Here is a 21,715-nt window from a genome sequence, read left to right as displayed (position 1 = left end):
CTCAGGTCACCGGCGCCGGGTTGAACAGCACCAGATCGTTGTGCAGACGCAGGTGTTCGGCGCAGGTCTGCTTGCGCCCGCTGGCCACGTCCAGATAGAGCTGGAAGATGTGCCAGCCCATTTCCTCCAGCGTCATGCGCCCGGAAACGATCTGCCCGGCGTCGACATCGATCAGATCCGGCCAGCGCTCGGCCAGCTGGGTGCGCGTGGCCACCTTGATCACCGGCACCATGGACAGGCCATAGGGCGTGCCACGGCCGGTGGTGAAGATATGCAGGTTCATGCCCGCTGCCAGTTGCAGGGTGCCGCAGATGAAGTCGCTGGCCGGCGTGGCGCAGAACCACAAGCCCTTGCCGCGAATGCGTTCGCCCGGCGAAACGACGCCGGCGATGGTGCCGTTACCGGACTTGGCGATGGAGCCCATGGCCTTCTCGACGATGTTGTTCAGCCCGCCCTTCTTGTTGCCCGGCGTGGTGTTGGCGCTGCGATCGGCCATACCGCGCGCGAGATAGCGGTCGTACCAGTCCATCTCGCGGATCAACGCATCGGCCACCTCGACGCTGGCGGCGCGCGGCGTGAGCAGGTGGATGCCGTCACGCACTTCGGTGTTCTCGGAGAACATCACGGTGGCGCCGGCGCGCACCAGCAGGTCGGCGGCCACACCCAAAGCCGGGTTGGCGGTGATGCCGGAGAAGGCGTCGCTGCCGCCGCACTGCATGCCGACCACCAGCTCGGAAGCCGGTACGGTCTCGCGGCGACGCTGATCGAGCACCTTCAGACGCTCCTCGATCATGCCCATGATCTGCTCGACCATGCCGGCGAAGCCGGTGCCGGAATCCTGCAGGCGGAACAGCCAGTCTTCCTCGTCCATGCCGTTGGTGAGCTGGTCGCCATCCATCAACTGGCTGGCCTGCAGCTTTTCGCAGCCGAGGCTGATCACCAGTGCCTGGCCACCCAGGTTGGGGTTGCGGCTGATGTTATACAGGGTGCGGATCGGCACCACGGCGTCCGGCGCGTTGATCGCCACGCCGCAGCCGTAGCTGTGCGACAGCGCCACCACATCGTCGACGTTGGGGTATTTGGGCAGCACTTCCTTGCGCACGCGCTCGACCACGTGATCGAGCACACCGACCACGCACTGCACGGTGGTGGTCACACCCAGGATATTGCGCGTGCCGACGCTGCCATCCGGATTGCGGAAACCTTCGAAGGTATAGCCTTGCAGCGGCTCGCCCGGCGTGGCCTTGATGGTCGCCTTGGGCAGGTTGTCCAGCACGGGCGGCTCCGGCATGCGCAGCACCTGCTCGGTCACCCAGCTGCCGGCGGCGATGGACTTGAGCGCATAACCGATGACCTCGCCATAACGCACCACCTCGTGCCCTTCGGCGATATCCACCAGCGCCACCTTGTGGCTCTGCGGGATGCCTTCGATAGCCGTCAGACCATCATCGAACTGACCGCCAGCGGCCACGCCCTGGTCATTGACCACCACGCCGACGTTGTCGCTCGGGTGCAGGCGGATGTAACGGGGCGAATCCTGATGGGGAATCAACTGCATGACGCTTGCTCCTGTTGTGCGTTCAGGGTGCCGAGCCAGACGCGGCGTCCAGCTCGACCCTGTGAATACGGCCGACGATCAGGCCGAAGCTCACGACCGCCAGCAGGGCATTGAGGCCAACATAGGCCAATGCCCAGTCGAATGATCCGGTACGGCTGACCAGGTAGCCGATAACGATAGGTGTGGTGATCGCCGCCAGGTTGCCGAATGTATTGAACAGCCCACCGGACAGGCCAAGGATCTGCCGTGGCGAGGTGTCGGCCACCAGCGTCCAGCCCAGCGAGCCGAGGCCCTTGCCGAAGAACGCCAGGGCCATCAGCGCCACCACAGCCGTGTCGCTCTCGACGAAAATGCACAGCACCACGGCGCTCGACAGCAGCAGACCGAGCACCATCGGCACCTTGCGCGCCAGAGTCAGTGAATGGCCACGGCGCAGCATGCCGTCGGACAGCAAGCCGCCCAGTACGCCTCCGACGCAACCGCTGATGGCCGGCAAGGCGGCGGCGAAACCGGCGCCGAGAATGCTCATGCCGCGCGCCTGCACCAGGTAAACGGGGAACCAGGTGAGAAAGAAGTAGGTGATGGCGTTGTTGCAGTACTGGCCTAGGTAGATGCCGATCATGGTGCGCTGGCGCAACAGCAGGCCCAGGTAGCGCCATTGCGAACCGCCACTGCCGCCACGCTGCCCTTCCAGATCGATCAGCGCCCCACCCTGCTCCAGATGGGCCAGCTCGGCCGCCTCGATACGCGGGTGCTGGCGCGGCCCGTGTAGCTGTTTCAACCACAGCAACGACAGCGCCAGACCGAGGCAACCGAGCACGACGAACACCGATTGCCAGCCCATGGTTTGCACCACCCAGCCCATCAACGGCGCGAACAATGCCGTGGCCGCGTACTGCGCCGAACTGGAAATAGCCGTGGCGGTAGCGCGCTCGGCTGTGGGAAACCAGGAGGCTGTAATCCGCGCATTGCCGGGAAAGCACGGCGCGCTGGCGAACCCCACCAGCAGCCGCAGCAGGAACATCGAGGTTACGGCCCAGGTAGCCGGCAGCCAGCCGACGAAGCCCTGCAGCAGGGTCAGCGAGGACCAGACGAACAGCGCCAGGGTATACACCGGCTTGGTGCCGAAGCGGTCGAACAGCGCGCCTGCCGGAATCTGTCCAATCACGTAGGCCCAGCCGAATGCCGAGAAGATGTAGCCGAGCGTCACCGCGTCGATACCCAGGCCGGCCTGCATCGCCGAACCGGCGACGGAGAGGCTGGAGCGATCGGCGAAGGTGATGGTGGTGACCAGAAACAGCATCAGCAGGATGCTGTAGCGCACCCGCCCCGGTTTGGCATCTGGCATCGGCAAGGCTCGCACAGGGATATGACAGACCCGGCGCAGTGCACCGGGCCATAGAGTCAACATGAAGGTCGCATGGCGACCTTCTCCGTCAGCGTACCAGGCAGGGCTTCTTGTTATTGAAGGTCCAACCGGGGATCAGGTACTGCATGGCGATAGCGTCATCGCGCGAACCCAGGCCCTTGGCCTGGTACAGCTCGTGCGCCTTGGCCAGCGCGTCCCAATCCAGCTCGACGCCGAGGCCCGGCGTTTTCGGCACCTGTACCAGACCACCTTCGATGCGCAGCGGATTGCGCGTCAGGTACTGGCCGTCCTGCCAGATCCAGTGGGTGTCGATGGCGGTCACGCGCCCCGGAGCCGCGGCGGCGACGTGGGTGAACATGGCCAAAGAGATGTCGAAGTGGTTGTTGGAATGCGAACCCCAGGTCAGGCCCCAGTCGTTGCACATCTGCGCCACGCGCACGGAGCCGGCCATGGTCCAGAAGTGCGGGTCGGCCAGCGGGATGTCCACCGACTGCAGGGAGATGGTGTGGCCCATCTGCCGCCAGTCGGTGGCGATCATGTTGGTCGCCGTGGGCAGGCCGGTGGCGCGGCGGAACTCGGCCATCACCTCGCGGCCGGAGTAGCCGTTCTCGGCACCGCACGGGTCTTCGGCATAAGCCAGCACGCCATGCAGATCGCGGCACAGGGCAATGGCCTGATCCAGCGACCAGCCACCATTGGGGTCGAGCGTCACGCGGGCGTCAGGGAAACGCGCAGCCAGGGCGCGGATCGCCTCGACTTCGGCCTCGCCATGCAGCACGCCGCCCTTGAGCTTGAAGTCGTTGAAGCCGTAACGCGCATGCGCAGCCTCGGCCTGGCGGACGATGGCCTCGGGGGTCAGCGCGGTCTGGTTGCGCACGCGCTCCCAGGCGTCATCGGCGTCGCGCTCGTCGCGGTAGCCGAGATCGGTCTTGTCCTTGTCGGCGATGAAGAACAGGTAGCCGAGCATTTCCACCGCATCGCGCTGCTGGCCTTCGCCGAGCAGGGCGGCCACCGGCACGCCCAGGTGCTGGCCGAGCAGATCGAGCAGCGCCGACTCCAGCGCGGTGACGGCATGGATGGTGATACGCAGGTCGAAGGTCTGCAAACCACGGCCGCCGGAATCACGATCGGCGAACGCACGGCGTACCTGGTTGAGCAAGGCGTTGTAGTTGCCGACCGGCTGGCCGACGAGGATCGAGCGGGCGTCTTCGAGGGTCTTGCGGATGCCCTCGCCGCCGGGGACTTCGCCGACACCGACGTGGCCGGCGCTGTCCTTGAGAATGAGGATGTTGCGGGTGAAATAAGGGCCGTGGGCACCACTCAGGTTGAGCAGCATGCTGTCCTGACCGGCGACCGGTACGACTTGCAGCTCGGTGATCAGCGGAGTGCCGACAGCGGCAGGGGTTGATGAATTCATGAGCGTTACCCTGTTGTTCTTATGGGTTCGACAAATGTTGCAGACTGTCGCGCCCGACTCTGCGAACGCGACACTCAGGTCTGGCCGCTCACCGGGGTGAGCGGCGAGCCGATCGGTTACTGCGCGCCTTGCGCTTCGATCAGCTTGGCCAGGGCCTCGTACTCTTCCGGCAGCAGATCGGTCAGCGGCGCGCGTACCGGGCCGGCATCGTAACCGACGATCTTGGCGCCGGCCTTGACGATGCTCACGGCATAACCGGCCTTGCGGTTACGGATATCCAGGTACGGCAGGAAGAAGTCGTCGATCAGCTTGCCAACGGTGGCGTGATCTTCCGCAGCGATGGCCTTGTAGAAGTCCATGGCGGTTTTCGGGATGAAGTTGAACACGGCCGAGGAATAAACCGGCACGCCCAGCGCCTTGTAGGCGGCGGCGTAGACTTCAGCGGTCGGCAGGCCGCCGAGGTAGGTCAGGCGCTCGCCCAGGCGGCGGCGAATGGAGACCATCAGTTCGATGTCACCCAGACCGTCCTTGTAACCGATCAGATTCGGGCAACGCTCGGCCAGTTGCTCCAGCAGGTTGGCATTGAGGCGGCAGACGTTACGGTTGTAAACCACCACGCCGATGTTCACCGACTTGCACACCTGCTCGACGTGAGCGGCAACGCCGTCCTGCGAAGCTTCGGTCAGGTAGTGCGGCAGCAGCAGCAGGCCCTTGGCGCCCAGGCGCTCGGCTTCCTGAGCCATCTGAATGGCCACGCGGGTGGGGCCGCCAACGCCGGCCAGGATAGGTACGGACTTCTCGCAGGTGTCGACGGCCGTCTTGATCACGGCGCTGTATTCGTCCGGCGCCAGGGAGAAGAACTCGCCAGTACCACCGGCTGCGAACAGCGCCGATGCACCGTAAGGTGCCAGCCACTCGAGGCGGCGCACGTAGCTGGCCTTATTGAAATCACCGGCAGCATCGAAGTCGGTTACCGGGAAAGACAGCAGACCGGAGGAGAGGATGGACTTAAGTTCTTGTGGATTCATTATGCGAACACCCTGTAAAGCGAGTTGTGAGGAATGACGTCAGCCGCAGCTGTAGAGATACGTTATCGTACAACAACAAAAAAAACACCAGTTTTCGCATCGTCCGTTCGTCGAAGTTTTTTTCACCGTCGCCCGACCTGAGCACAAAACCGGACCTCAAGCGCTAGAGCCAAGCGTAGAGCAGGCTCGATCATGGCGCCAGTTGAGATGGCAGCGCAATCATCATTCGCCTTGAGCAGCGTTGACAGGCCAGGAACAGGCTGGTACTAATTTCACCAAGTCATACGACAACCTATGACATTCCAATAAAAACAAACGAGGCCCAGGTCATGTCTCAGACCTTCACTGCCGCCCTGCCCTGCCCTCGTGCGGGTCATTGCAACGATGCCAGCAGCTGCCCGAACCGCGCTGCCCGCGCGGGCTTCGTTGCCGTCTTTGCCCATGCTCTCACTCGCTGCAGCGAGGATCGCCTGACCCCGGTGCACGACTGAACCGTACCTTCGCCTTTGCGGCCAAGGGCCGCGCCAGTTTCGGAGCCCCAGCCAAGATGTACGAAGCCCCCCGCAGCAGCACACCTCAGATCGTCGAGATGCAGGTCATTCCGGTCGCCGGCCATGACAGCATGCTGCTCAACCTTTGCGGCGCCCATGCCCCCTATTTCACCCGCAACCTGGTACTGCTCAAGGACAATGCCGGGCGTATCGGCTGTGGCGAAGTCCCCGGCGGCGAAGGCATCCGTCAGGCGCTGGAGCGCTGTCGTGAACTGGTGATCGGCCAGTCGATCGGCCGTTACAACCGCGTGCTCAATCGCCTGCGCCAGGCCATCTCCGGCCCGGCCAAGGGCCCGCAGACCACTCAGCATCAGGTCACCTCCGAATCCGAAGCACGCGTACTCAAGCAACCGCACGAGATCAACCTGCGCCTGGACAACGTGATTACCGCGGTCGAAGCCGCCCTGCTCGATCTGCTCGGTCAGCATCTGGACGTTCCGGTTGCCGAGCTGCTCGGCAGCGGCCAGCAACGCGATCATGTGCCGATGCTCGCCTACCTCTTCTATATAGGTGATCGTCAGCGTACCGACCTGCCCTACCTCGCCGGCAATGGCGCGGCGGATGACTGGTACCACCTGCGCCACCAGGCCGCGCTGACCCCGGCGGCCATCGCCCGCCTGGCCGACGCGGCCCATGCACGCTACGGCTTCAACGACTTCAAGCTCAAGGGCGGAGTGATGCGCGGCGCCGAAGAGATGGACGCGATCCGCGCGATCAAGGCAAGCTTCCCCGATGCACGCGTCACCCTCGATCCCAATGGCGCCTGGTCACTGGATGAAGCCATCGCCCTGTGCCAGGGCCAGAACCAGATACTGGCCTATGCCGAAGACCCCTGCGGCCCGGAAAACGGCTACTCGGGGCGCGAGGTGATGGCCGAGTTCAAGCGCGCCACCGGCATTCCCACCGCCACCAACATGGTCGCCACAGACTGGCGGCAGATGGGCCACTCGCTGCGTCTCGAGGCCGTCGACATTCCGCTGGCCGACCCGCACTTCTGGACCATGCAGGGCGCCGTGCGCCTCGGTCAGGTCTGCGAGGAGTTCGGCCTGACCTGGGGTTCGCACTCCAACAACCACTTCGACATTTCCCTGGCCATGTTCACCCATGCTGCCGCGGCCGTACCGGGCCGCGTCACGGCCATCGACACGCACTGGATCTGGCAGGAAGGCGAGGAGCGCCTGACCCGCGAACCGCTGCAGATCATCGGTGGCCAGGTGCAGGTATCGGACAAGCCCGGCCTCGGTATCGAGCCGGACATGGAGCGGATCATGGCCGCCCACGAGCTTTACAAGAAGGTGGCCAGCGGCGCGCGTGACGACGCCATGGCCATGCAGTACCTGGTTCCGGGTTGGCAGTACGACCCGAAACGTCCCAGCCTCGGCCGCGACTGACTCGCGCGGCTTTCATCCCAACCCGGAGTATTCCAATGAAAAAAACATTCCGCGCCTCCCTCCTTTCTGCCCTGGTCGGAATGGGTGCCCTGGTCACCCACGCCGCCACCTTCGCCGATGAGGTCAAGTGGCCAACTCGCCCGGTCCAGGTGGTGGTCATCGCCAACCCCGGCGGCGATACCGACTTCAATGCCCGCACCATGGCCAAGTACTTCAACGAAATCACCGGCAAAAGCATGGTGGTGACCAACGTCGCTGGCGGCGGGGGCACCCTGGCGGCCGAACAGGTCAAGGGCGCTGCGGCCGATGGCAACACCATCCTCTTCACCCACCCGGGCCAGTTGATCGTCAACGAAGTCGCCGGCCTGACCGAAGACAGCTATGAGGCCTTCGACGTGTCCTGCATCGCCGGTGTCGACAAGAGCACCGTGTTCGTCGCCTCCAAGCAGTCCGGCGTGACCAGCATGAAAGACCTGGTCGACAAATCCAAGGCCAACCCGGGCAGCATCACCTACGGCACCGAAATGGGCAGCTTCTCGCACATTCAGGGCCTGATGCTGGAGAAACTCAGCGGCGCCAAACTGAAGATGGTCGACGGCGGCACCGTATCCGACCGCGTGGTGGGCATGCTCGGCGGTCGTCTGGACATGGGAGCCATCACCTATGGTTCCGTACAAGACTATGTGCAGGGCGGGCAGATGGTCGCACTGGGCCAGCCTAACGACGAGCGCAACGCCATGCTGGGTGACGTGCCGACCCTCAAGGAGCAAGGCCTCGACATCACCATGGACAAACCGTACGTAGTGGCTTTCCCGAAAGGCACCGATCCGGCCATCGTGAAGAAGATGTCCGACATCATGAAGCAGATCACCGAGAAGCCTGAGTACGCCGAAGACCTGAAGAAATTCAAGCAACCCGTCGCTTTCTTCCCTACCGAAGAAGCCAAGCAGATCCTGGCCAAGACCCGCGAAGACTTCATGCAGTTCAAAGATGAACTGCGCAAGTCCAAGTAAGCCACAACGCAGCGCCGGCCCGATCGATTCGTGCCGGCGCTGCACCTCAGAACATCGAGGTACGCGATGAACACCCTGAACAAGAAAGAACTGATCATCGGCATTGCCATGCTCGTCGCCAGCCTTGCCTATCTGGTACTGGCCCAACAGCTGCCCGGCCATGCTGGCGTCGATGCGGCCACTGTGCCCAAACTGCTGGCCGGCTTCCTGTCTTTGCTTGGTCTGATGCAACTGGCCAGCGCCTTCGCCAAGCCCAAGGCTGCCGCCGAGTCCAGCACCCCGGCCCCCGCGCAGACAGAGGCTGAAGAGCCGGCTGCCGAAATCGTCGAACCCAAGACCGTTTTCAAGACCCTCGGCCTGATTCTTGGCTACATGGCCCTGCTCGGCCCTGTGGGTTTCCCGATCATGACCGTGGTTTATCTGTATCTGCAGTTCCTCGTGCTGACCCCGGCAAACCAGAAAGCCAGACACCTGACCTATCTGCTGATCGCCGTTAGCTGCTCGGCGCTCATTTTCCTGCTGTTCCGCGAGGCCTTCGACCTGTTGCTGCCCGCTGGCCTGCTGAACGACTACATCTGAGGATCGACCATGCTCGAATTACTGCAGCAAGGCTTCGGTGCCGTCTTTTCACTGAACATCATGATGCTGATGGCCGTTGGCGTGGCCATGGGCATCGTCTTCGGCGCCGTGCCCGGCCTGTCGGCCACCATGGCCGTCGCCCTGTGCCTGCCACTGACCTTCACCATGGGCCCGCAGGCCGGCCTGTCGCTGTTGGTGGCATTGTTCATCGGCGCAACGTCCGGAGGTCTGATCTCGGCGATCCTGCTGAAAATTCCCGGAACCCCCTCCTCCATCGCCACGGTGTTCGACGGTGGTCCGCTGATGGAGCAGGGCCACGGCGTCAAGGCCCTTGGCGTCGGTATCGTGTTCTCTTTCCTCGGCACCATCTTCAGTATCGTCGCGCTGATGTTCATCGCACCCCAGCTGGCCAAGGTGGCCCTGAGCTTCGGCCCGCATGAATACTTCGCCATCGCGGTGTTTTCCCTGACCCTGATCGCCACCCTGTCGGCCGGCTCCATGGTCAAGGGCCTGTTCGCCGGTGCGCTGGGTATCGCCGTATCCACCGTCGGCATCGCACCGGTCGAGGCCATCCGCCGCTTCACCTTCGGCTTCAGCGAGCTCAACGGTGGCTTCTCGATGCTGACCGTGATGATCGGTATGTTCGCCGTGGCCGAGATCATCAAGCTGGCTGAAACCGGCCGCCATGCCGTGCAGGGCAAAGCCAAGTCGGTGAGCATGAAGAACATCAAGGGCTTTGGCTTTTCGCTCAAGGAGTTCCGCGAGCAACTGCCCAACGCTGGCCGCTCCGGTCTGATCGGCCTCGGCATCGGTATCCTGCCGGGCATCGGCGCCGGTACGTCCAACCTGGTTTCCTACATCATTGCCAAGAAGCGCGCCAAGGATGGGGACACCTACGGCAAGGGCAACATTGGTGGCGTAGTCGCCAGTGAAACCGCCAACAACGCCGGCGTCGGCGGCGCCATGATGCCGCTGATGACCCTGGGCATCCCCGGCGACACCGTTACCGCGATCCTGCTGGGCGGCTTCCTGATTCACGGCATCCAACCCGGACCGCTGCTGTTCATCAGCCAGGGACCGCTGGTTTACACCATCTTTGCCGCGCTGATCGTCGCCACCTGCATGATGCTGTTCATGGAGTTCTACGGCCTGCGCCTGTTCATCAAGCTGCTCGACGTGCCCAAGCACATCCTGCTGCCGATCATTCTGGTGCTCTGCGTAGTCGGTGCCTTTGGCCTGTCCAGCCGCCTGTTCGACGTCTGGTCGATCCTGCTGTTCGGCCTGCTCGGCTACGCCTTCGTCAAGGCAGGTATGCCGGCGGCCCCCTTCATCATCGGCTTCATCCTCGGCCCCATGGCGGAAACCAACCTGCGCCGCGGGCTGATGCTGTCGGACGGCAGTTTCGTCGACTTCTTCACCAACCCAATTGCCGGGACCTTCCTCGGTATGGCGCTGGTGTTCGTGCTCTGGCAGGTGTTCAGCGCGCTGCGTCCCAAACCCAGCGCGATCAACCAGATCCTGCGTACCTGATCCACTCCACCGCCCCCTCTGCTCAGGGGGCGGTTCTTTTTCCTCTCCCGCCTCTTTCCGTGCCCAACCCTCTGGCACGCCATCTACAACGACTCGTGGCAGATGATGGACGCTTGCATTGATCCAGGTCTAATCTAATCATCCACTTGATTGATACCCGGAATGAATCAATGTTCGACCTGGCGCAGCTGCGCTGCTTCACCAGCCTGGCCGCCGAACTGAACTTCCGCCGCGCCGCCGAACGCCTGCACATGACCCAGCCCCCGCTGAGCCGGCAGATTCAGCTGCTCGAGCATCAGTTGGGCGTCACGCTGTTCACCCGCAATACCCGCTCTGTTGCATTGACAGCGGCCGGTCGCGCCTTTTTCGTAGAAGCCCAGGCTCTGCTCGATCAGGCCCACCGCGCGGCACAGAGCGCCCGACTGGCAGCCATCGGTGAAAGCGGTTCGCTGAACATCAGCTTCGTCGCCAGCGCGGTGTATGACGTACTGCCGCGCGCGATCACCACTGCCAAGCGTGAACGCCCTGGCGTGGACATCGCGCTGCTGGAAATGAGCACCTTCGAACAGGTACAGGCACTGCGCGCCAGGCGTGTTGACCTGGCCATCGTGCGGGCGCCCTTGCAGCAAACGGGGCTGATCAGCGAATGCCTGTTGCGCGAGCCCTTCGTGCTGGCCGCACCTGCCGAACATCCGCTGGCGCAGCACGAACGGCCGACCCTGGAGATGCTCCACGGCCAGCCATTCATCCTTTATGCACATACCGCCTGGCAGCCCTTCAACGAACTTCACACCGGCCTGTTTCGCGCCAGGGGCATCCAGCCGGAATTCGTGCAGTCGCTGGGCTCGACCCTGACCATCCTGTCGCTGGTCAACGCGGGCATGGGGCTGGCGCTGGTGCCACGTAGCGCCAGCGCCATTCGCTTCGAGCAGGTGCGGTTCCGCGAGCTGTTGCTACCTACAGGCGTGTGCGGCGAGCTGCATCTGCTCTGGCGCGATGACAACGACAACCCCGCACTGCCGGCAGTGATCGAAGCCGTGCGCCAGGCTGCCCGCGACATCTATCCGCAGAGCTGAAGATCAGCCGCGCTTGCCAATCTCCGCCTGCTGCACCGTCCAGCCGGCGACCTGTTCGCTCAGGCTCAGCCCAAGGCCAGGACGGGCCGGGACCAGCATGCGCCCGTCGCGAATTTCCAGGCGCTCGTTGAACAGCGGCTCCAGCCACTCGAAATGCTCGACCCAGGACTCGCGCGTATGGCTGGCGGCCAGGTGCACGTGCAGCTCCATGGCGAAGTGCGGCGCCAGGGTCATGCCGGCCTGCTCGGCCAGGGTCTGCACGCGCAGATACGGAGTGATGCCGCCTACGCGCGGCGCATCGGGCATGAGGAAATCGGCACCGTGCTGGCGGATGAACTCCCAGTGCTCGGCCGGGCTGGTGAGCATCTCGCCGGTGGCGATTGGCGTATCGAACAGGCGCACCAGCTCGGCGTGGCCTTCGGCGTCGTAGCAGTCCAGCGGCTCCTCGATCCAGATCAGATCGAAGGGCTCCAGGCGACGGCACATGCGCCGTGCGGTCGGGCGATCCCACTGCTGGTTGGCATCGACCATCAGCGGAAAACCCTCACCCAGATGCTCACGCACCGTGCTGACGCGGTGGATATCCAGTGCCCAGTCGGGTTGGCCGACCTTGAGCTTGATCCCGCCGATGCCCTTTTCGCGGGAGATATCGGTGTTCTTCAGCAGCTGGTCGAGCGGTGTATGCAGGAAGCCGCCAGAGGTGTTGTAGCAGCGCACCGAATCGCGATGACTGCCGAGCAGGCGCGCCAGCGACAAACCGCTGCGCCGTGCCTTGAGGTCCCACAAGGCAACGTCGAAGGCGCCGATAGCCTGGGTCGCCAGGCCGCTGCGACCGACCGATGCGCCGGCCCAGCACAGTTTGTCCCACAACTTGGCGATATCGCTGGGGTTCTCACCGATCAGGTTCGGCGCCACTTCCAAGGCATGGGCGAACTGGCCGGGACCACCGGCACGCTTGGAGTAGCTGAAGCCCAGACCACGGTGGCCGTCACGGGTCTCGACTTCAGCGATCAGGATGGCGATCTCGGTCATCGGCTTCTGCCGGCCGGTCAGTACCTTGGCATCACTAATCGGGTTGGCCAGCGGCAGCGCCACGGAGCGCATGCTCAGCCAGGCAATGCGGTCGTCGTCGGCGGATGGGGCGGCGTTATCGGTCATGACTGCTTCCTCGTGATGACTCGGCGCCCCTCTCGGGCCGCCGAAAATGGGCAACCCGAGCCAGATTAAGATGATTGCGCAATCATTCAAGCATTGGTATTCACCGACACCAGACGCATCCCGGCATCGTGACAAGTCGTCTAGACCTTTCACAAATCTGCAACATTTGCCCACTAGGCTGAGCGCGTCCCGCCACGCCTGGCTTCCGAGGCACCCCCATCATGTTATTGCAAAAATCCCTGCGCGCGCAGATTCTCGCCCTGCTCGGCGGCAGTCTGGCACTGATCCTGATTACCGCCCTGGCCTGCTTCAGCTTCCTTTCCAGCGGCATCCAGTCTTACCGTGGTCTTCTCGATGGTCCGCTGGAGTCCTCGCGACTGATCGATGCGGCCAACGTCGAATTCAAGATCCAGGTACAGGAATGGAAGAACGTACTGCTGCGTGGCCAGGACAACGCGAGTCTGCAACGCTACTGGAGCCAGTTCGAAGCGCAGGAACGCAAGGTGCAGGAGATTCTCGGCCAGCTCGCTCAGGTCGCCGCTGCCGACCCGGCGCTGAGGAACCAGGTCGAGCGCCTGCGCAGCGAACACCAGGCCCTCGGCGCCAACTACCGCAAGGGCCGCGATGCCTTCGTCAGCGCCGGCGCCGATGCCAGGGCCGGCGATGAGGCCGTAAAAGGCATCGATCGCGCCGCCAGCGAGCAGATGAGCGCGCTGGTCGAGCAGTTGCGCCAGAACAGCCTGAGCCAGGCCGAACAAATCAACGCCAGCGCCGCCCGTACCATTTTCAGCGGCACCGTGCTGATGCTGGTCGCGGCGCTGATCATTGCCCTGTTCAGCCTGTGGCTGGTCAACCGCAACCTGATCATCCCCATTCGCCACCTGATTGGCCACGTCGACCAGCTCAGCCATGGGCAGTTCGGCCAGCGCGTGGAAAGTACCCGCCAGGACGAGCTGGGCCTGCTGGCGCGTGCGGCCAACACCCTGCGTGACTTTCTCGCCAGTACCACCGAGCGCCTGCACCAGAGCACGCAGAACCTCGACAGTGCCAGCAGCGAGCTCAACGCCATCGCCTCGCGCATGACCGAAGGCGTCAGCGAGCAGTTCGAACGCACCGATCAGGTCGCCACCGCCATGCACGAGATGTCCGCCACCGCTCAGGAAGTGGCGCGCCACGCCGCCGATGCCGCGCACGCGGCCAACGACGCCGACGACTCGGCGCGCCAGGGCAGCACGGTGATGCAATCGACCATCGCCACCATCACCGACATCCGCGGCGAGATTGCCAGCACGGCGGAAGTGATCCGTCGCCTGGAAAGCGACAGCGGGCGCATCGGCAAGGTGCTGGAAGTGATTCGCGGCATCGCCGAACAGACCAACCTGCTCGCTCTCAATGCCGCCATCGAGGCCGCGCGCGCCGGCGAGCAGGGACGCGGCTTCGCCGTGGTCGCCGACGAGGTGCGTCACCTCGCCCAACGCACGGCCGAATCCACCGCCGAGATCAACCAGATCATCGACACCGTGCAGACCGGCGCCCTGAATGCCGTGCGCGCCATCGAGAGCGGCCAGCAGCGCAGCGAACAGGGTGTCACCCAGGTCACCGAAGCCGGCGCCATGCTGCAGCGCATCACCGAGGCGGTAGAGGCCATTCGCGACATGAACCAGCAGATCGCCACGGCTGCCGAGGAACAGACCTCGGTGGCCGAGGACATCTCGCGCAACCTCACCGAGCTGACCGCCATAGCCAGCGCCAACCAGGACAACGTGGAACGCACGCAGATGGCCAGCCGCAACCTGCACGACATGTCCGGACAATTGGGTGAGGTGACCCGTCGTCTAGGGGCGTAAGGCAGCAGCGACCCGACATGATCAGCAGGGCAGCACCGGCAGCCTCGCCCTGCCCTGCGTTGGCGCTCGGGTGAGCCGCGTGCTCACCTTCACAGCCCTCACCCGGGTATTGCCCAATACCTGAGCGCAGAATGCGCGCTGCACAGCGGCTCCGCGCCGCAAGCGGTGGCTCCATCACAAGGCAAACGACAAAAGGTCGCAATTAGTCCTTGCTATTTATGTAATAGGAATTATTCTCAGTTACGTAAAGACGGCCAAGGAGACCTGCCATGACCTACCTGATCGATGCCTGGCTGGACCGCCCGCATCCCTACCTGCGCATCCTCAACCGCGAAACCGGCGAAGTCTGCGCCATGCTCGAAGAAGAAGCCCTGGACGAGCTGCGCGACCAGGGCGACCTGGACCTGCAGGAACTGAACTCCAGTGAGCCCGTCGTGCTCAAGGAACTGGTGCGCAGCCTGTTCCTGTACTGCTACGCACGGGCCTTGCGGCCGTCCTAAAGACAAAACGGCCCCCTGCAATGCAGGGGGCCGCTCGATCGTAGGGTGGACGACGCTTCACCCGTCCACCGTCGCCGTGGTGGACAAGAACAGCGTTGTCCACCCTACGACTTACCTACGCATTTCGCTTACAGAATGTCGAGCAGCTCGACATCGAACACCAGCACGCTGTGCGGCGGAATGCTGCCGACGCCTTGAGCACCGTAGGCCAGCTCGCTCGGCACGTGCAGGCGCCATTTGCTGCCGGTGCCCATCAGTTGCAGGGCCTCGACCCAGCCCGGAATCACGCCGCCGACCGGAAACTCAGCCGGCTGGCCGCGCTCGTAGGAGCTGTCGAATACGGTGCCGTCGATCAGGGTGCCATGGTAGTGGGTACGTACCTGGTCCTCGGCGGACGGCTTGGCGCCCTCGCCTGCGACCAGCACTTCGTATTGCAGCCCGGACGGCAGCACGGTCACGCCTTCACGCTTGGCGTTCTCGGCCAGATAGGCACGGCCTTCGCCGGCAGCGGCTTCGGCCTTGGCAGCCGCCTCGGCCTGCATGATTTCGCGGATGACCTTGAAGCTTGCGCCCAGCTCGGCCTCGGATACGCGGCTGGCCTGGCCCGTGAAGGCGTCGGTCAGACCGGCGAGGATGGCATTGAGGTCGACGCCGGGCGGCGGGTTGTCGCGCAACTGACCACCGAGTTGACGACCGATGCCGTAGCTGACGCGACCCTCATCGGAGGACAGATCGGGGGTGAAGTTGAATTCGGACATGAAAAGGCTCCGCTAGGGGCTATGAAAAAGGCTGGCCAGCCTAGCACAGAAGCCAGGTCACGGCAGCGCTTGCCTGTCGCGGCTGAAGCCCCCACAACCGTAAGCCGAACGCACCTGCAGTGGAGGCGCTTTAGCGGCGACAACCTCGTATCTATGGTGAGTTGCGCCCACGCCGACAGCGCTCGGAGCAGTAACGCACCTCGTCCCAGCAGCGTGCCCACTTCTTGCGCCAGGCGAATGGCAAGCCGCAGACCAAGCAGGTCTTCACCGGCAAATGGGCCTTCTTCACAGCATTTCCCCGGCATCGAGACGGGCCAGCAGGTGCTCGCCCCACTCCCACAGCGCCCGCTGCTTGGCCTCGTTCATGCGCGCCAGGTTGCGGTAGACCATGCCCATGCGCGGGTTATGTTCCAGCGGCTCACGGTGACGCATGAGGAAATGCCAGTACAGCGCGTTGAACGGGCAGGCCGACTCGCCGGTGCTCTCGTTCACCTTGTAGCTGCAGCTCTGGCAATGATTGGACATGCGCTTGATGTACTGCCCGCTGGCGCAATAGGGCTTGGAACCGAGATAGCCGCCGTCGGCGTGCATCACCATGCCCAGGGTGTTGGGCAGTTCGACCCAGTCGAAGGCGTCCATGTACACGGCCAGGTACCAGTCGCAGATAACCTTGGGCGCGATGCCGGCGAGCAAGGCGAAGTTGCCGGTGACCATGAGCCGCTGGATATGGTGGGCGTAGGCATGCTCGAGGGTCTGACCGATGGCCTGGCGCATGCAGTTCATGCGCGTCCGGCCGGTCCAGTAGAACTCGGGCAGCGCCCGTGAATTGCCGAAACGGTTGCCTTCGGCGTACTCAGGCATGCGCAGCCAGTAGATGCCGCGCACGTATTCGCGCCAGCCGATCAGTTGGCGAATGAAACCTTCGGCTGCGTTCAGAGGCACGTCGCCTGCGCGATAGGCCGCCTCGACCTCGGCGCAGATGCGCCGCAGATCGAGCAGGCCGATATTCAGCGCGGCGCTGATGCGCGAGTGAAAGAGAAAAGGCTCGTCGTCGGCCATGGCGTCCTGATAGTCGCCAAAATCCGCCAGGCCATGGGCGAGAAAATGCTGCCAGAGACGCTCGGCCTGCTCGGCAGTGACCGGGTAATCGAAACCGTCCAGGCTGCCGTAGTGATCGGCGAAAAGCCGCGATACCAGCTCCAGCACCTCGGTCGTGATCACATCCGGCTCGATACGCAGCGGCGCAGGCGGGTGCACGCCCTTGGGCAAGGCCTTGCGGTTGTCGGCATCGAAGTTCCAGGCACCGCCCTCGGGGGTGCCATCCGGGTTGAGCAGCAGGCCACTGGTGCGGCGCATCTCGCGGTAGAAGAACTCCATGCGCAGTTGCTTGCGATCCTTCGCCCAGGCCGCGAAGGCCTCGCGCGAACAGAGAAAGCGGCCATCCCGATGCCAGTGTATCGGCACGCCACAGTGGCGTAACGCCTGCTCCAGACGCCAGTCACCACACTCGGTCAGATGCACTTCGGCGGGGTTGAGCTGTTGCGTCCAGCGCTGCAGCTCACCGGGCAAGGATCCGCTGTTATGAGGATCGTCCAGAGCCACGTAGTGCACCTGCACGCCCTGCGCGCGCAGGGCCTCGGCGAAATGGCGCATGGCGCTGAAAATCAGGGCGATCTTCTTCGGGTGATGCGGCACATGGCTGGCCTCCTCCATCACCTCGGCCAACAGCACATGATCCCGCTGCGGGTCGATATCCTCCAAGGCACCGAGGCCGAGCGTGAGCTGGTCGCCAAGAATCAGGATCAGGCGGCGCACGCCGCCGTCGATATCGGAGGCCATCTGCTGCGCTGTCACCAGCCGGAGCGAAACGCGATGGGCACGCGCAGGCTGTTGGCGGCCGAGGGCATGCCACACATCTCGTCGTGTACCGAGCTGTGTACCAGGAAGAACGGCAGCGTCGGCGTTTCCTGCAGCACATCGCGCGCATGCTCGACCGATCGCAGGCTCAGCGTACTGCCGTGTTCGTTGAGAATCGGATGCGCACGCCCGTCCATCCGCGCTTCGAGCAAGTAGATGCCCCCTTCGAGCGAGATCAGATTGAGTTCATCGATGCGCCCGGCCTGGGCATGAGTGGCCAGATCCTGCAGATTCATTATGAGCTTCCTCCTGCCATTAACTATACAAGAACCTATACAAAATAGATTCTTGTACAATAAAGAAAAAGCTCAAGCCCAGAAAGCAAAACGCCCGTCCTATCCGGACGGGCGGTCTTCAGCCAGCCAGGGTCAATCGTGCTTGGTCAGCTTGTCCAGATAGCCCATGGCGAATGCCGAGGCCACGAAGGTCATGTGGATGATCACGTACCACATCAGATGGTCCGTTTCGTAGTTGCGTGCATCCATGAAAACCCGCAGCAGGTGGATCGAGGAAATGGCCACGATCGAGGCCGCCACCTTCATCTTCAACGAGCTGGAGTCCATCTTGCCCAGCCAGCTGAGTTTCTCCTTGCTGTCATCGATATCCAGTTGCGAAACGAAGTTCTCGTAGCCGGAGATCATCACCATGACCAGCAAGCCACCCACCAGGGCCATGTCGATCAGCGACAGCAGCACCAGAATCAGGTCGGACTCTGCCATGGCGAACACATTCGGCAGGATATGAAAGACTTCCTGGAAGAATTTCAGCGCCAGCGCCAGCAAACCCAGAGAAAGACCAAAGTAGATCGGCGCCAGCAGCCAACGCGATGCGTACATGGCGTTTTCGATAAAGCGTTCCATGGAAGACTCACTGAAGGAAGAGAGAAAATCGCGGCGAGTATACCCATCGGCCTGCATCAGCAGAAGCGCCCCGCGTATTGTGGATAACCCCAGCACCAGGCCTGCGCTGCGACCGTTCCCGGGCGCTCTGCTTGGGACGATTCAGCTATGCCCGTCAGTCTCGGGCTGACTGTGGAATGCGCCGAACGGACTGCTGCGTTCGCCGCTGACGCGGCGCAATTCGGCCTGCATATGCAAACGCCAGATGGGCGGTTCGCTGCATTCGACATAGCCCTGCAAGGCCAGGCTTTCGGCAATCGAGTCAAGCACGCCTTCTGCGACAAAAGGCCCATAGAACGGGCCTTGCGCCTTGATCGCAGAGGGCTGCGCGCCTGTCATACCGGCAGCGCAAAGCAGTATCCAGCGTCCGTTGTGACCGGCCATCGGCCGAACCACGCATTCGATGCGCGTGACCAGGCCCAGGCATTGGCGGGTGAGGCAGAGGCTGCGCGACATGGCGGCGACCCTCGCGGAATCCAGGCTCCAGCCTACACCCCGAGCGCCCGCACTGTGAAGCCAAAGTTATCCACGCAATCTGTGGATAACTCTGTGCATGAGGCGTTAGCAACAAGACCGATGCGCCTGCCCCGGGCAATCCGGGACAATCGTGCAAGTTCTGATCAGCTTGCGACGTCGCCCTCGCCTTTCTTGCGTCGTGGCGTCTTGGCCGGCTTGGCGGCCGCTGCCTCGGCCTCGGCTTTCGCCTTCTCCTCGGCAGGCTTGCCTTCCTCTTCCAGGCCGATCTCGGCGATATCGCGCAGGCGCTCGACTACACGGGCGTTGACGCTGCCCTTGGGGAAACGCCCTTTCTCGTCGGGGTGTCCGGCCGCCTCGCCGACCAGCAGGCTCAGCGCCTCGTCGACATGGCGCACGGCATAGACGTTGAACTGCCCGTCTCGCACGGCCTGCAACACGCGCTCGTCGAGCATCAGGTTGGCAACGTTGGAATGCGGGATGATCACCCCCTGCTCGCCGGTCAGGCCACGCGCCTCGCACAGGCGGAAGAAGCCTTCGATCTTCTCGTTGACGCCGCCGACCGCCTGCACTTCGCCGAACTGGTTGATCGAGCCGGTGATGGCGAAGCACTGCTTGAGCGGCGTGCGCGACAGCGCCGAAATCAGTGTGCAGACCTCGCCAAGCGAGGCGCTGTCACCGTCGACGTAACCGTAGGACTGCTCCAGGGCGATGCTCGCGGAAATCTCCAGGGGGAATTCCTGGGCGTAGCGGCTGCCGAGGAAACCGGTGAGGATCATCACGCCCTTGGAGTGGATCGGCTGACCGAGGCTGACCTCGCGTTCGATGTCGACGATGCCGCTGCCTCCCGGATACACCGTGGCGGAAATCCGCGCCGGCACACCGAAGGCCGAGTCGCCGACTTCCAGCACGGTCAGGCCGTTGCACTTACCGACGGCGGCGCCGCTGGTGTCGATGAGGATGATGCCGGCCAGCATGTCGTCGATGATCCGCGCCGACACGCGCCCGGTGCGCGTAGCCTTGGCCTTGAGCGCGCGCTCGATATGGCCGACGTCGGTGATCTTCTCGCCGGCCAGCTGGCGAATGAAATCGGCCTCGCTGACCAGCTGGAACAGATCCCCGATACGCGCCGACAGGCGCCCCTGGTGTTCGGCCAGACGTGCGCTGTAGGTGGCCAGGCGCGCCACCGCGGCGCCGGTCATGGGCGCCATGCCCTCCTCCGAGGTACGCGTCTTCATCAACTGGGCGAACTGCTCCAGGCTGTCTTCGGCGAGCGGGATGTCCTCGTCGAAGTCGACCAGAACGCGGAACATCTCCTGAAAGTCCGGATCGTGATCCTGCAGCGCGTAATACAGCTGCCGCGAGCCGATGATGATGACCTTCAGCTGCAGCGGGATGACCTGCGGGTTGAGCGTGACGGTGGCGATGCGGCCGAGATCGCCCAGCGGCGACTCCATCTTCAACTGGCGCGAATGCAGGGCGCGCTTGAGCGCCTCCCAGACGAAGGGCTCGCCAAGCAGTTTTTCCGCCTCGACCACCAGATAACCGCCATTGGCGCGGTGCAGCGCACCCGGGCGCAACTGGCGATAGCTGGTGTACAGCGCACCCTGATCGGAGCTGTACTCGATGCGGCCGAACAGGTTGTCGTAGGTCGGGTGCGACTCGAACACCACCGGCGCACCGCCATTGGCATGGTGACCGACCACCAGGCTCGGGCAGTACATTTCTTCCAGCAGCTTGCGCAGTTGCGGATCGGCCTTGTCGACATCCACCAGCTGCTCGACGGCGGTTTTCAGGAGGTTGATCTGCATCGCCTGCAGGTAGGCGCAGACGCCGGCGTTCTCGGCATACTTCTCCGACAGCGGCGCCAGCAGCGGCTGCAAGGCGACGGTGATGGTCTCTTCATTGAGCTGACGCAGCAGATTGCTCGATTCACGCTTCCACTGCGGCAGGCTGGCCAGCTCCTCGTTGAGGCGCTCCTCCAGCGCGGCGATATCGGCGTGGAAGCGCTCACGATCGGCTTCCGGCAACTGGGCGAACTCGGCCTCGTCCAGCGCCTTGCCGTCGGCCATCGGGGTGAAGGCGATGTTGGTGCTGTCGCGGTACAGGGCCACGCCCTTCTCCAGCGACAGACGCTCGATCACGTCCAGCGCCTGGTCGTAGCGCTTGTTGAAGCCGCGGTCGATGGCACTCTTCTTCTGCTGGTAGGTCGGCGTTTCGAACACCGCCGGAAAGGTGGCCAGCAGGTTGTCGATCAGCTGATTGATATCGGCGATGAAGTCGCTCGCCGTACCGGCTGGCAGCTCCAGCGCACGCGGCTCGCGCGGCTCGTCGAAATGGTTGACGTAGACCCGGTCGGCCGGTGTTTCCATACGCTTGGCTTCGGCCTTGAGGTAGCGCTGGACGAAGGAGAAGCGCCCGGTGCCGGGCTCGCCCATGACGAACACGTTATAGCCGGGACGCGGCATGGCCACGCCAAATTGCAGGGCCTCGACTGCGCGGGCCTGGCCGAGTACGCCGCGGAAAGGTTCGAGGTCATCGGTGCTGCTGAAGTTGAACTGCTCGGGGGCGAAGGGGCGGGTCAGAGATTCGGGGGCAAGGCGCAAAGCATCGAGGCTACGCTTGGACATTGGCGATCCTTTATAGCGAG

At 63.6% G+C, this 21,715-nt stretch carries 20 protein-coding genes; 8 read left to right on the top strand and 12 right to left on the bottom strand.

The window, feature by feature from the left end; all coding sequences use genetic code 11:
* Position 1 precedes the first annotated feature (1 nt).
* From garD to kdgD, 4 genes are all read right to left on the bottom strand, one after another.
* Positions 2-1,558 carry a galactarate dehydratase gene (gene garD / locus DXK50_RS13965; RefSeq protein ID WP_212630730.1) on the bottom strand — a complete coding sequence of 519 codons (1,557 nt, stop codon included), beginning with the start codon at positions 1,556-1,558 and terminating at the stop codon, positions 2-4.
* Between the two features lie 22 nt (positions 1,559-1,580).
* Entirely contained in the window at positions 1,581-2,906 is a 1,326-nt protein-coding gene (locus DXK50_RS13960; RefSeq protein WP_212630729.1) for an MFS transporter, read from the bottom strand.
* A gap of 88 nt (positions 2,907-2,994) precedes the next feature.
* Positions 2,995-4,344: a glucarate dehydratase gene (gene gudD / locus DXK50_RS13955; RefSeq protein ID WP_212630728.1), complete on the bottom strand. Its 1,350-nt coding sequence runs from the start codon at positions 4,342-4,344 to the stop codon at positions 2,995-2,997.
* Positions 4,345-4,460: 116 nt separating this feature from the next.
* Positions 4,461-5,372, bottom strand: a complete 912-nt coding sequence (gene kdgD / locus DXK50_RS13950; protein WP_161864582.1) for a 5-dehydro-4-deoxyglucarate dehydratase — start codon at positions 5,370-5,372, stop codon at positions 4,461-4,463.
* 329 nt (positions 5,373-5,701) lie between these two features.
* Here kdgD and DXK50_RS13945 point away from each other — a divergent pair, with 329 nt between their 5' ends.
* From DXK50_RS13945 to DXK50_RS13920, 6 genes are all read left to right on the top strand, one after another.
* Positions 5,702-5,863, top strand: a complete 162-nt coding sequence (locus DXK50_RS13945; protein WP_212630727.1) for a hypothetical protein — start codon at positions 5,702-5,704, stop codon at positions 5,861-5,863.
* A gap of 56 nt (positions 5,864-5,919) precedes the next feature.
* Positions 5,920-7,314: an enolase C-terminal domain-like protein gene (locus DXK50_RS13940; protein WP_212630726.1), complete on the top strand. Its 1,395-nt coding sequence runs from the start codon at positions 5,920-5,922 to the stop codon at positions 7,312-7,314.
* Positions 7,315-7,349: 35 nt separating this feature from the next.
* On the top strand, positions 7,350-8,327 hold the full coding sequence (locus DXK50_RS13935) for a tripartite tricarboxylate transporter substrate binding protein (protein ID WP_161864584.1): 978 nt from the start codon (positions 7,350-7,352) through the stop codon (positions 8,325-8,327).
* A 66-nt stretch (positions 8,328-8,393) separates the two neighbouring features.
* The gene (locus tag DXK50_RS13930) at positions 8,394-8,906 is read left to right on the top strand and encodes a tripartite tricarboxylate transporter TctB family protein (RefSeq protein WP_212630725.1); all 513 of its coding nucleotides are present in this window, start codon (positions 8,394-8,396) and stop codon (positions 8,904-8,906) included.
* A gap of 9 nt (positions 8,907-8,915) precedes the next feature.
* Positions 8,916-10,436, top strand: coding sequence for a tripartite tricarboxylate transporter permease (locus DXK50_RS13925; RefSeq protein WP_161864586.1), 1,521 nt, complete (start codon positions 8,916-8,918; stop codon positions 10,434-10,436).
* 170 nt (positions 10,437-10,606) lie between these two features.
* On the top strand, positions 10,607-11,512 hold the full coding sequence (locus DXK50_RS13920) for a LysR family transcriptional regulator (RefSeq protein ID WP_212630724.1): 906 nt from the start codon (positions 10,607-10,609) through the stop codon (positions 11,510-11,512).
* 3 nt (positions 11,513-11,515) lie between these two features.
* On the opposite strand, the gene DXK50_RS13915 is transcribed toward DXK50_RS13920, so the two are convergent.
* Entirely contained in the window at positions 11,516-12,670 is a 1,155-nt protein-coding gene (locus DXK50_RS13915; protein ID WP_212630723.1) for an L-talarate/galactarate dehydratase, read from the bottom strand.
* A 221-nt stretch (positions 12,671-12,891) separates the two neighbouring features.
* Between DXK50_RS13915 and DXK50_RS13910 the strand changes: the two genes are divergently transcribed.
* Both DXK50_RS13910 and DXK50_RS13905 read left to right on the top strand, forming a co-directional pair.
* Complete coding sequence (locus tag DXK50_RS13910) at positions 12,892-14,517, top strand: methyl-accepting chemotaxis protein (protein WP_212630722.1); 1,626 nt, start codon at positions 12,892-12,894, stop codon at positions 14,515-14,517.
* 269 nt (positions 14,518-14,786) lie between these two features.
* Positions 14,787-15,017, top strand: a complete 231-nt coding sequence (locus DXK50_RS13905; RefSeq protein ID WP_161864590.1) for a PA4570 family protein — start codon at positions 14,787-14,789, stop codon at positions 15,015-15,017.
* Between the two features lie 128 nt (positions 15,018-15,145).
* Here the strand turns inward: DXK50_RS13905 and DXK50_RS13900 are convergent, their stop codons facing one another.
* From DXK50_RS13900 to DXK50_RS13870, 7 genes are all read right to left on the bottom strand, one after another.
* Positions 15,146-15,775 (bottom strand): FKBP-type peptidyl-prolyl cis-trans isomerase, encoded by a 630-nt coding sequence (locus DXK50_RS13900; RefSeq protein ID WP_212630721.1) that lies wholly within the window; start codon positions 15,773-15,775, stop codon positions 15,146-15,148.
* Positions 15,776-15,926: 151 nt separating this feature from the next.
* Entirely contained in the window at positions 15,927-16,064 is a 138-nt protein-coding gene (locus DXK50_RS13895) for a DUF2256 domain-containing protein (protein WP_212630720.1), read from the bottom strand.
* A complete protein-coding gene (locus DXK50_RS13890) occupies positions 16,061-17,614 on the bottom strand; it encodes a cryptochrome/photolyase family protein (protein ID WP_212630719.1) in 1,554 nt (517 codons plus the stop codon). Before DXK50_RS13890 ends, DXK50_RS13895 begins: the two co-directional genes overlap by 4 nt.
* A gap of 11 nt (positions 17,615-17,625) precedes the next feature.
* Positions 17,626-17,928, bottom strand: a complete 303-nt coding sequence (locus DXK50_RS13885; protein ID WP_161864594.1) for a DUF6482 family protein — start codon at positions 17,926-17,928, stop codon at positions 17,626-17,628.
* A gap of 132 nt (positions 17,929-18,060) precedes the next feature.
* Positions 18,061-18,552 carry a TIGR00645 family protein gene (locus tag DXK50_RS13880; RefSeq protein ID WP_161864595.1) on the bottom strand — a complete coding sequence of 164 codons (492 nt, stop codon included), beginning with the start codon at positions 18,550-18,552 and terminating at the stop codon, positions 18,061-18,063.
* 141 nt (positions 18,553-18,693) lie between these two features.
* Positions 18,694-19,047 carry a PA4575 family protein gene (locus DXK50_RS13875; RefSeq protein WP_212630718.1) on the bottom strand — a complete coding sequence of 118 codons (354 nt, stop codon included), beginning with the start codon at positions 19,045-19,047 and terminating at the stop codon, positions 18,694-18,696.
* Between the two features lie 164 nt (positions 19,048-19,211).
* Positions 19,212-21,695 carry a Lon protease family protein gene (locus DXK50_RS13870; protein WP_161864597.1) on the bottom strand — a complete coding sequence of 828 codons (2,484 nt, stop codon included), beginning with the start codon at positions 21,693-21,695 and terminating at the stop codon, positions 19,212-19,214.
* Positions 21,696-21,715 lie beyond the last annotated feature (20 nt).

It is taken from the genome of Pseudomonas sp. KB-10 (assembly GCF_018221585.1).
Classification (GTDB): Bacteria; Pseudomonadota; Gammaproteobacteria; order Pseudomonadales; family Pseudomonadaceae; genus Aquipseudomonas; species Aquipseudomonas yangonensis.
The sequence above is the reverse complement of the archived record's forward strand: the minus strand, read 5'-3'. Positions and strand labels throughout refer to the sequence as shown.

Excerpts from the sequence above, each read along its gene's own strand:
- garD (WP_212630730.1), bottom strand. The coding sequence starts at position 1,558 with ATGCAGTTGATTCCCCATCAGGATTCGCCCCGTTACATCCGCCTGCAC.
- DXK50_RS13960 (WP_212630729.1), bottom strand. The coding sequence starts at position 2,906 with ATGCCAGATGCCAAACCGGGGCGGGTGCGCTACAGCATCCTGCTGATG.
- gudD (WP_212630728.1), bottom strand. The coding sequence starts at position 4,344 with ATGAATTCATCAACCCCTGCCGCTGTCGGCACTCCGCTGATCACCGAG.
- kdgD (WP_161864582.1), bottom strand. The coding sequence starts at position 5,372 with ATGAATCCACAAGAACTTAAGTCCATCCTCTCCTCCGGTCTGCTGTCT.
- DXK50_RS13945 (WP_212630727.1), top strand. The coding sequence starts at position 5,702 with ATGTCTCAGACCTTCACTGCCGCCCTGCCCTGCCCTCGTGCGGGTCAT.
- DXK50_RS13940 (WP_212630726.1), top strand. The coding sequence starts at position 5,920 with ATGTACGAAGCCCCCCGCAGCAGCACACCTCAGATCGTCGAGATGCAG.
- DXK50_RS13935 (WP_161864584.1), top strand. The coding sequence starts at position 7,350 with ATGAAAAAAACATTCCGCGCCTCCCTCCTTTCTGCCCTGGTCGGAATG.
- DXK50_RS13930 (WP_212630725.1), top strand. The coding sequence starts at position 8,394 with ATGAACACCCTGAACAAGAAAGAACTGATCATCGGCATTGCCATGCTC.
- DXK50_RS13925 (WP_161864586.1), top strand. The coding sequence starts at position 8,916 with ATGCTCGAATTACTGCAGCAAGGCTTCGGTGCCGTCTTTTCACTGAAC.
- DXK50_RS13920 (WP_212630724.1), top strand. The coding sequence starts at position 10,607 with ATGTTCGACCTGGCGCAGCTGCGCTGCTTCACCAGCCTGGCCGCCGAA.
- DXK50_RS13915 (WP_212630723.1), bottom strand. The coding sequence starts at position 12,670 with ATGACCGATAACGCCGCCCCATCCGCCGACGACGACCGCATTGCCTGG.
- DXK50_RS13910 (WP_212630722.1), top strand. The coding sequence starts at position 12,892 with ATGTTATTGCAAAAATCCCTGCGCGCGCAGATTCTCGCCCTGCTCGGC.
- DXK50_RS13905 (WP_161864590.1), top strand. The coding sequence starts at position 14,787 with ATGACCTACCTGATCGATGCCTGGCTGGACCGCCCGCATCCCTACCTG.
- DXK50_RS13900 (WP_212630721.1), bottom strand. The coding sequence starts at position 15,775 with ATGTCCGAATTCAACTTCACCCCCGATCTGTCCTCCGATGAGGGTCGC.
- DXK50_RS13890 (WP_212630719.1), bottom strand. The coding sequence starts at position 17,614 with ATGGCCTCCGATATCGACGGCGGCGTGCGCCGCCTGATCCTGATTCTT.
- DXK50_RS13885 (WP_161864594.1), bottom strand. The coding sequence starts at position 17,928 with ATGAATCTGCAGGATCTGGCCACTCATGCCCAGGCCGGGCGCATCGAT.
- DXK50_RS13880 (WP_161864595.1), bottom strand. The coding sequence starts at position 18,552 with ATGGAACGCTTTATCGAAAACGCCATGTACGCATCGCGTTGGCTGCTG.
- DXK50_RS13875 (WP_212630718.1), bottom strand. The coding sequence starts at position 19,047 with ATGTCGCGCAGCCTCTGCCTCACCCGCCAATGCCTGGGCCTGGTCACG.
- DXK50_RS13870 (WP_161864597.1), bottom strand. The coding sequence starts at position 21,695 with ATGTCCAAGCGTAGCCTCGATGCTTTGCGCCTTGCCCCCGAATCTCTG.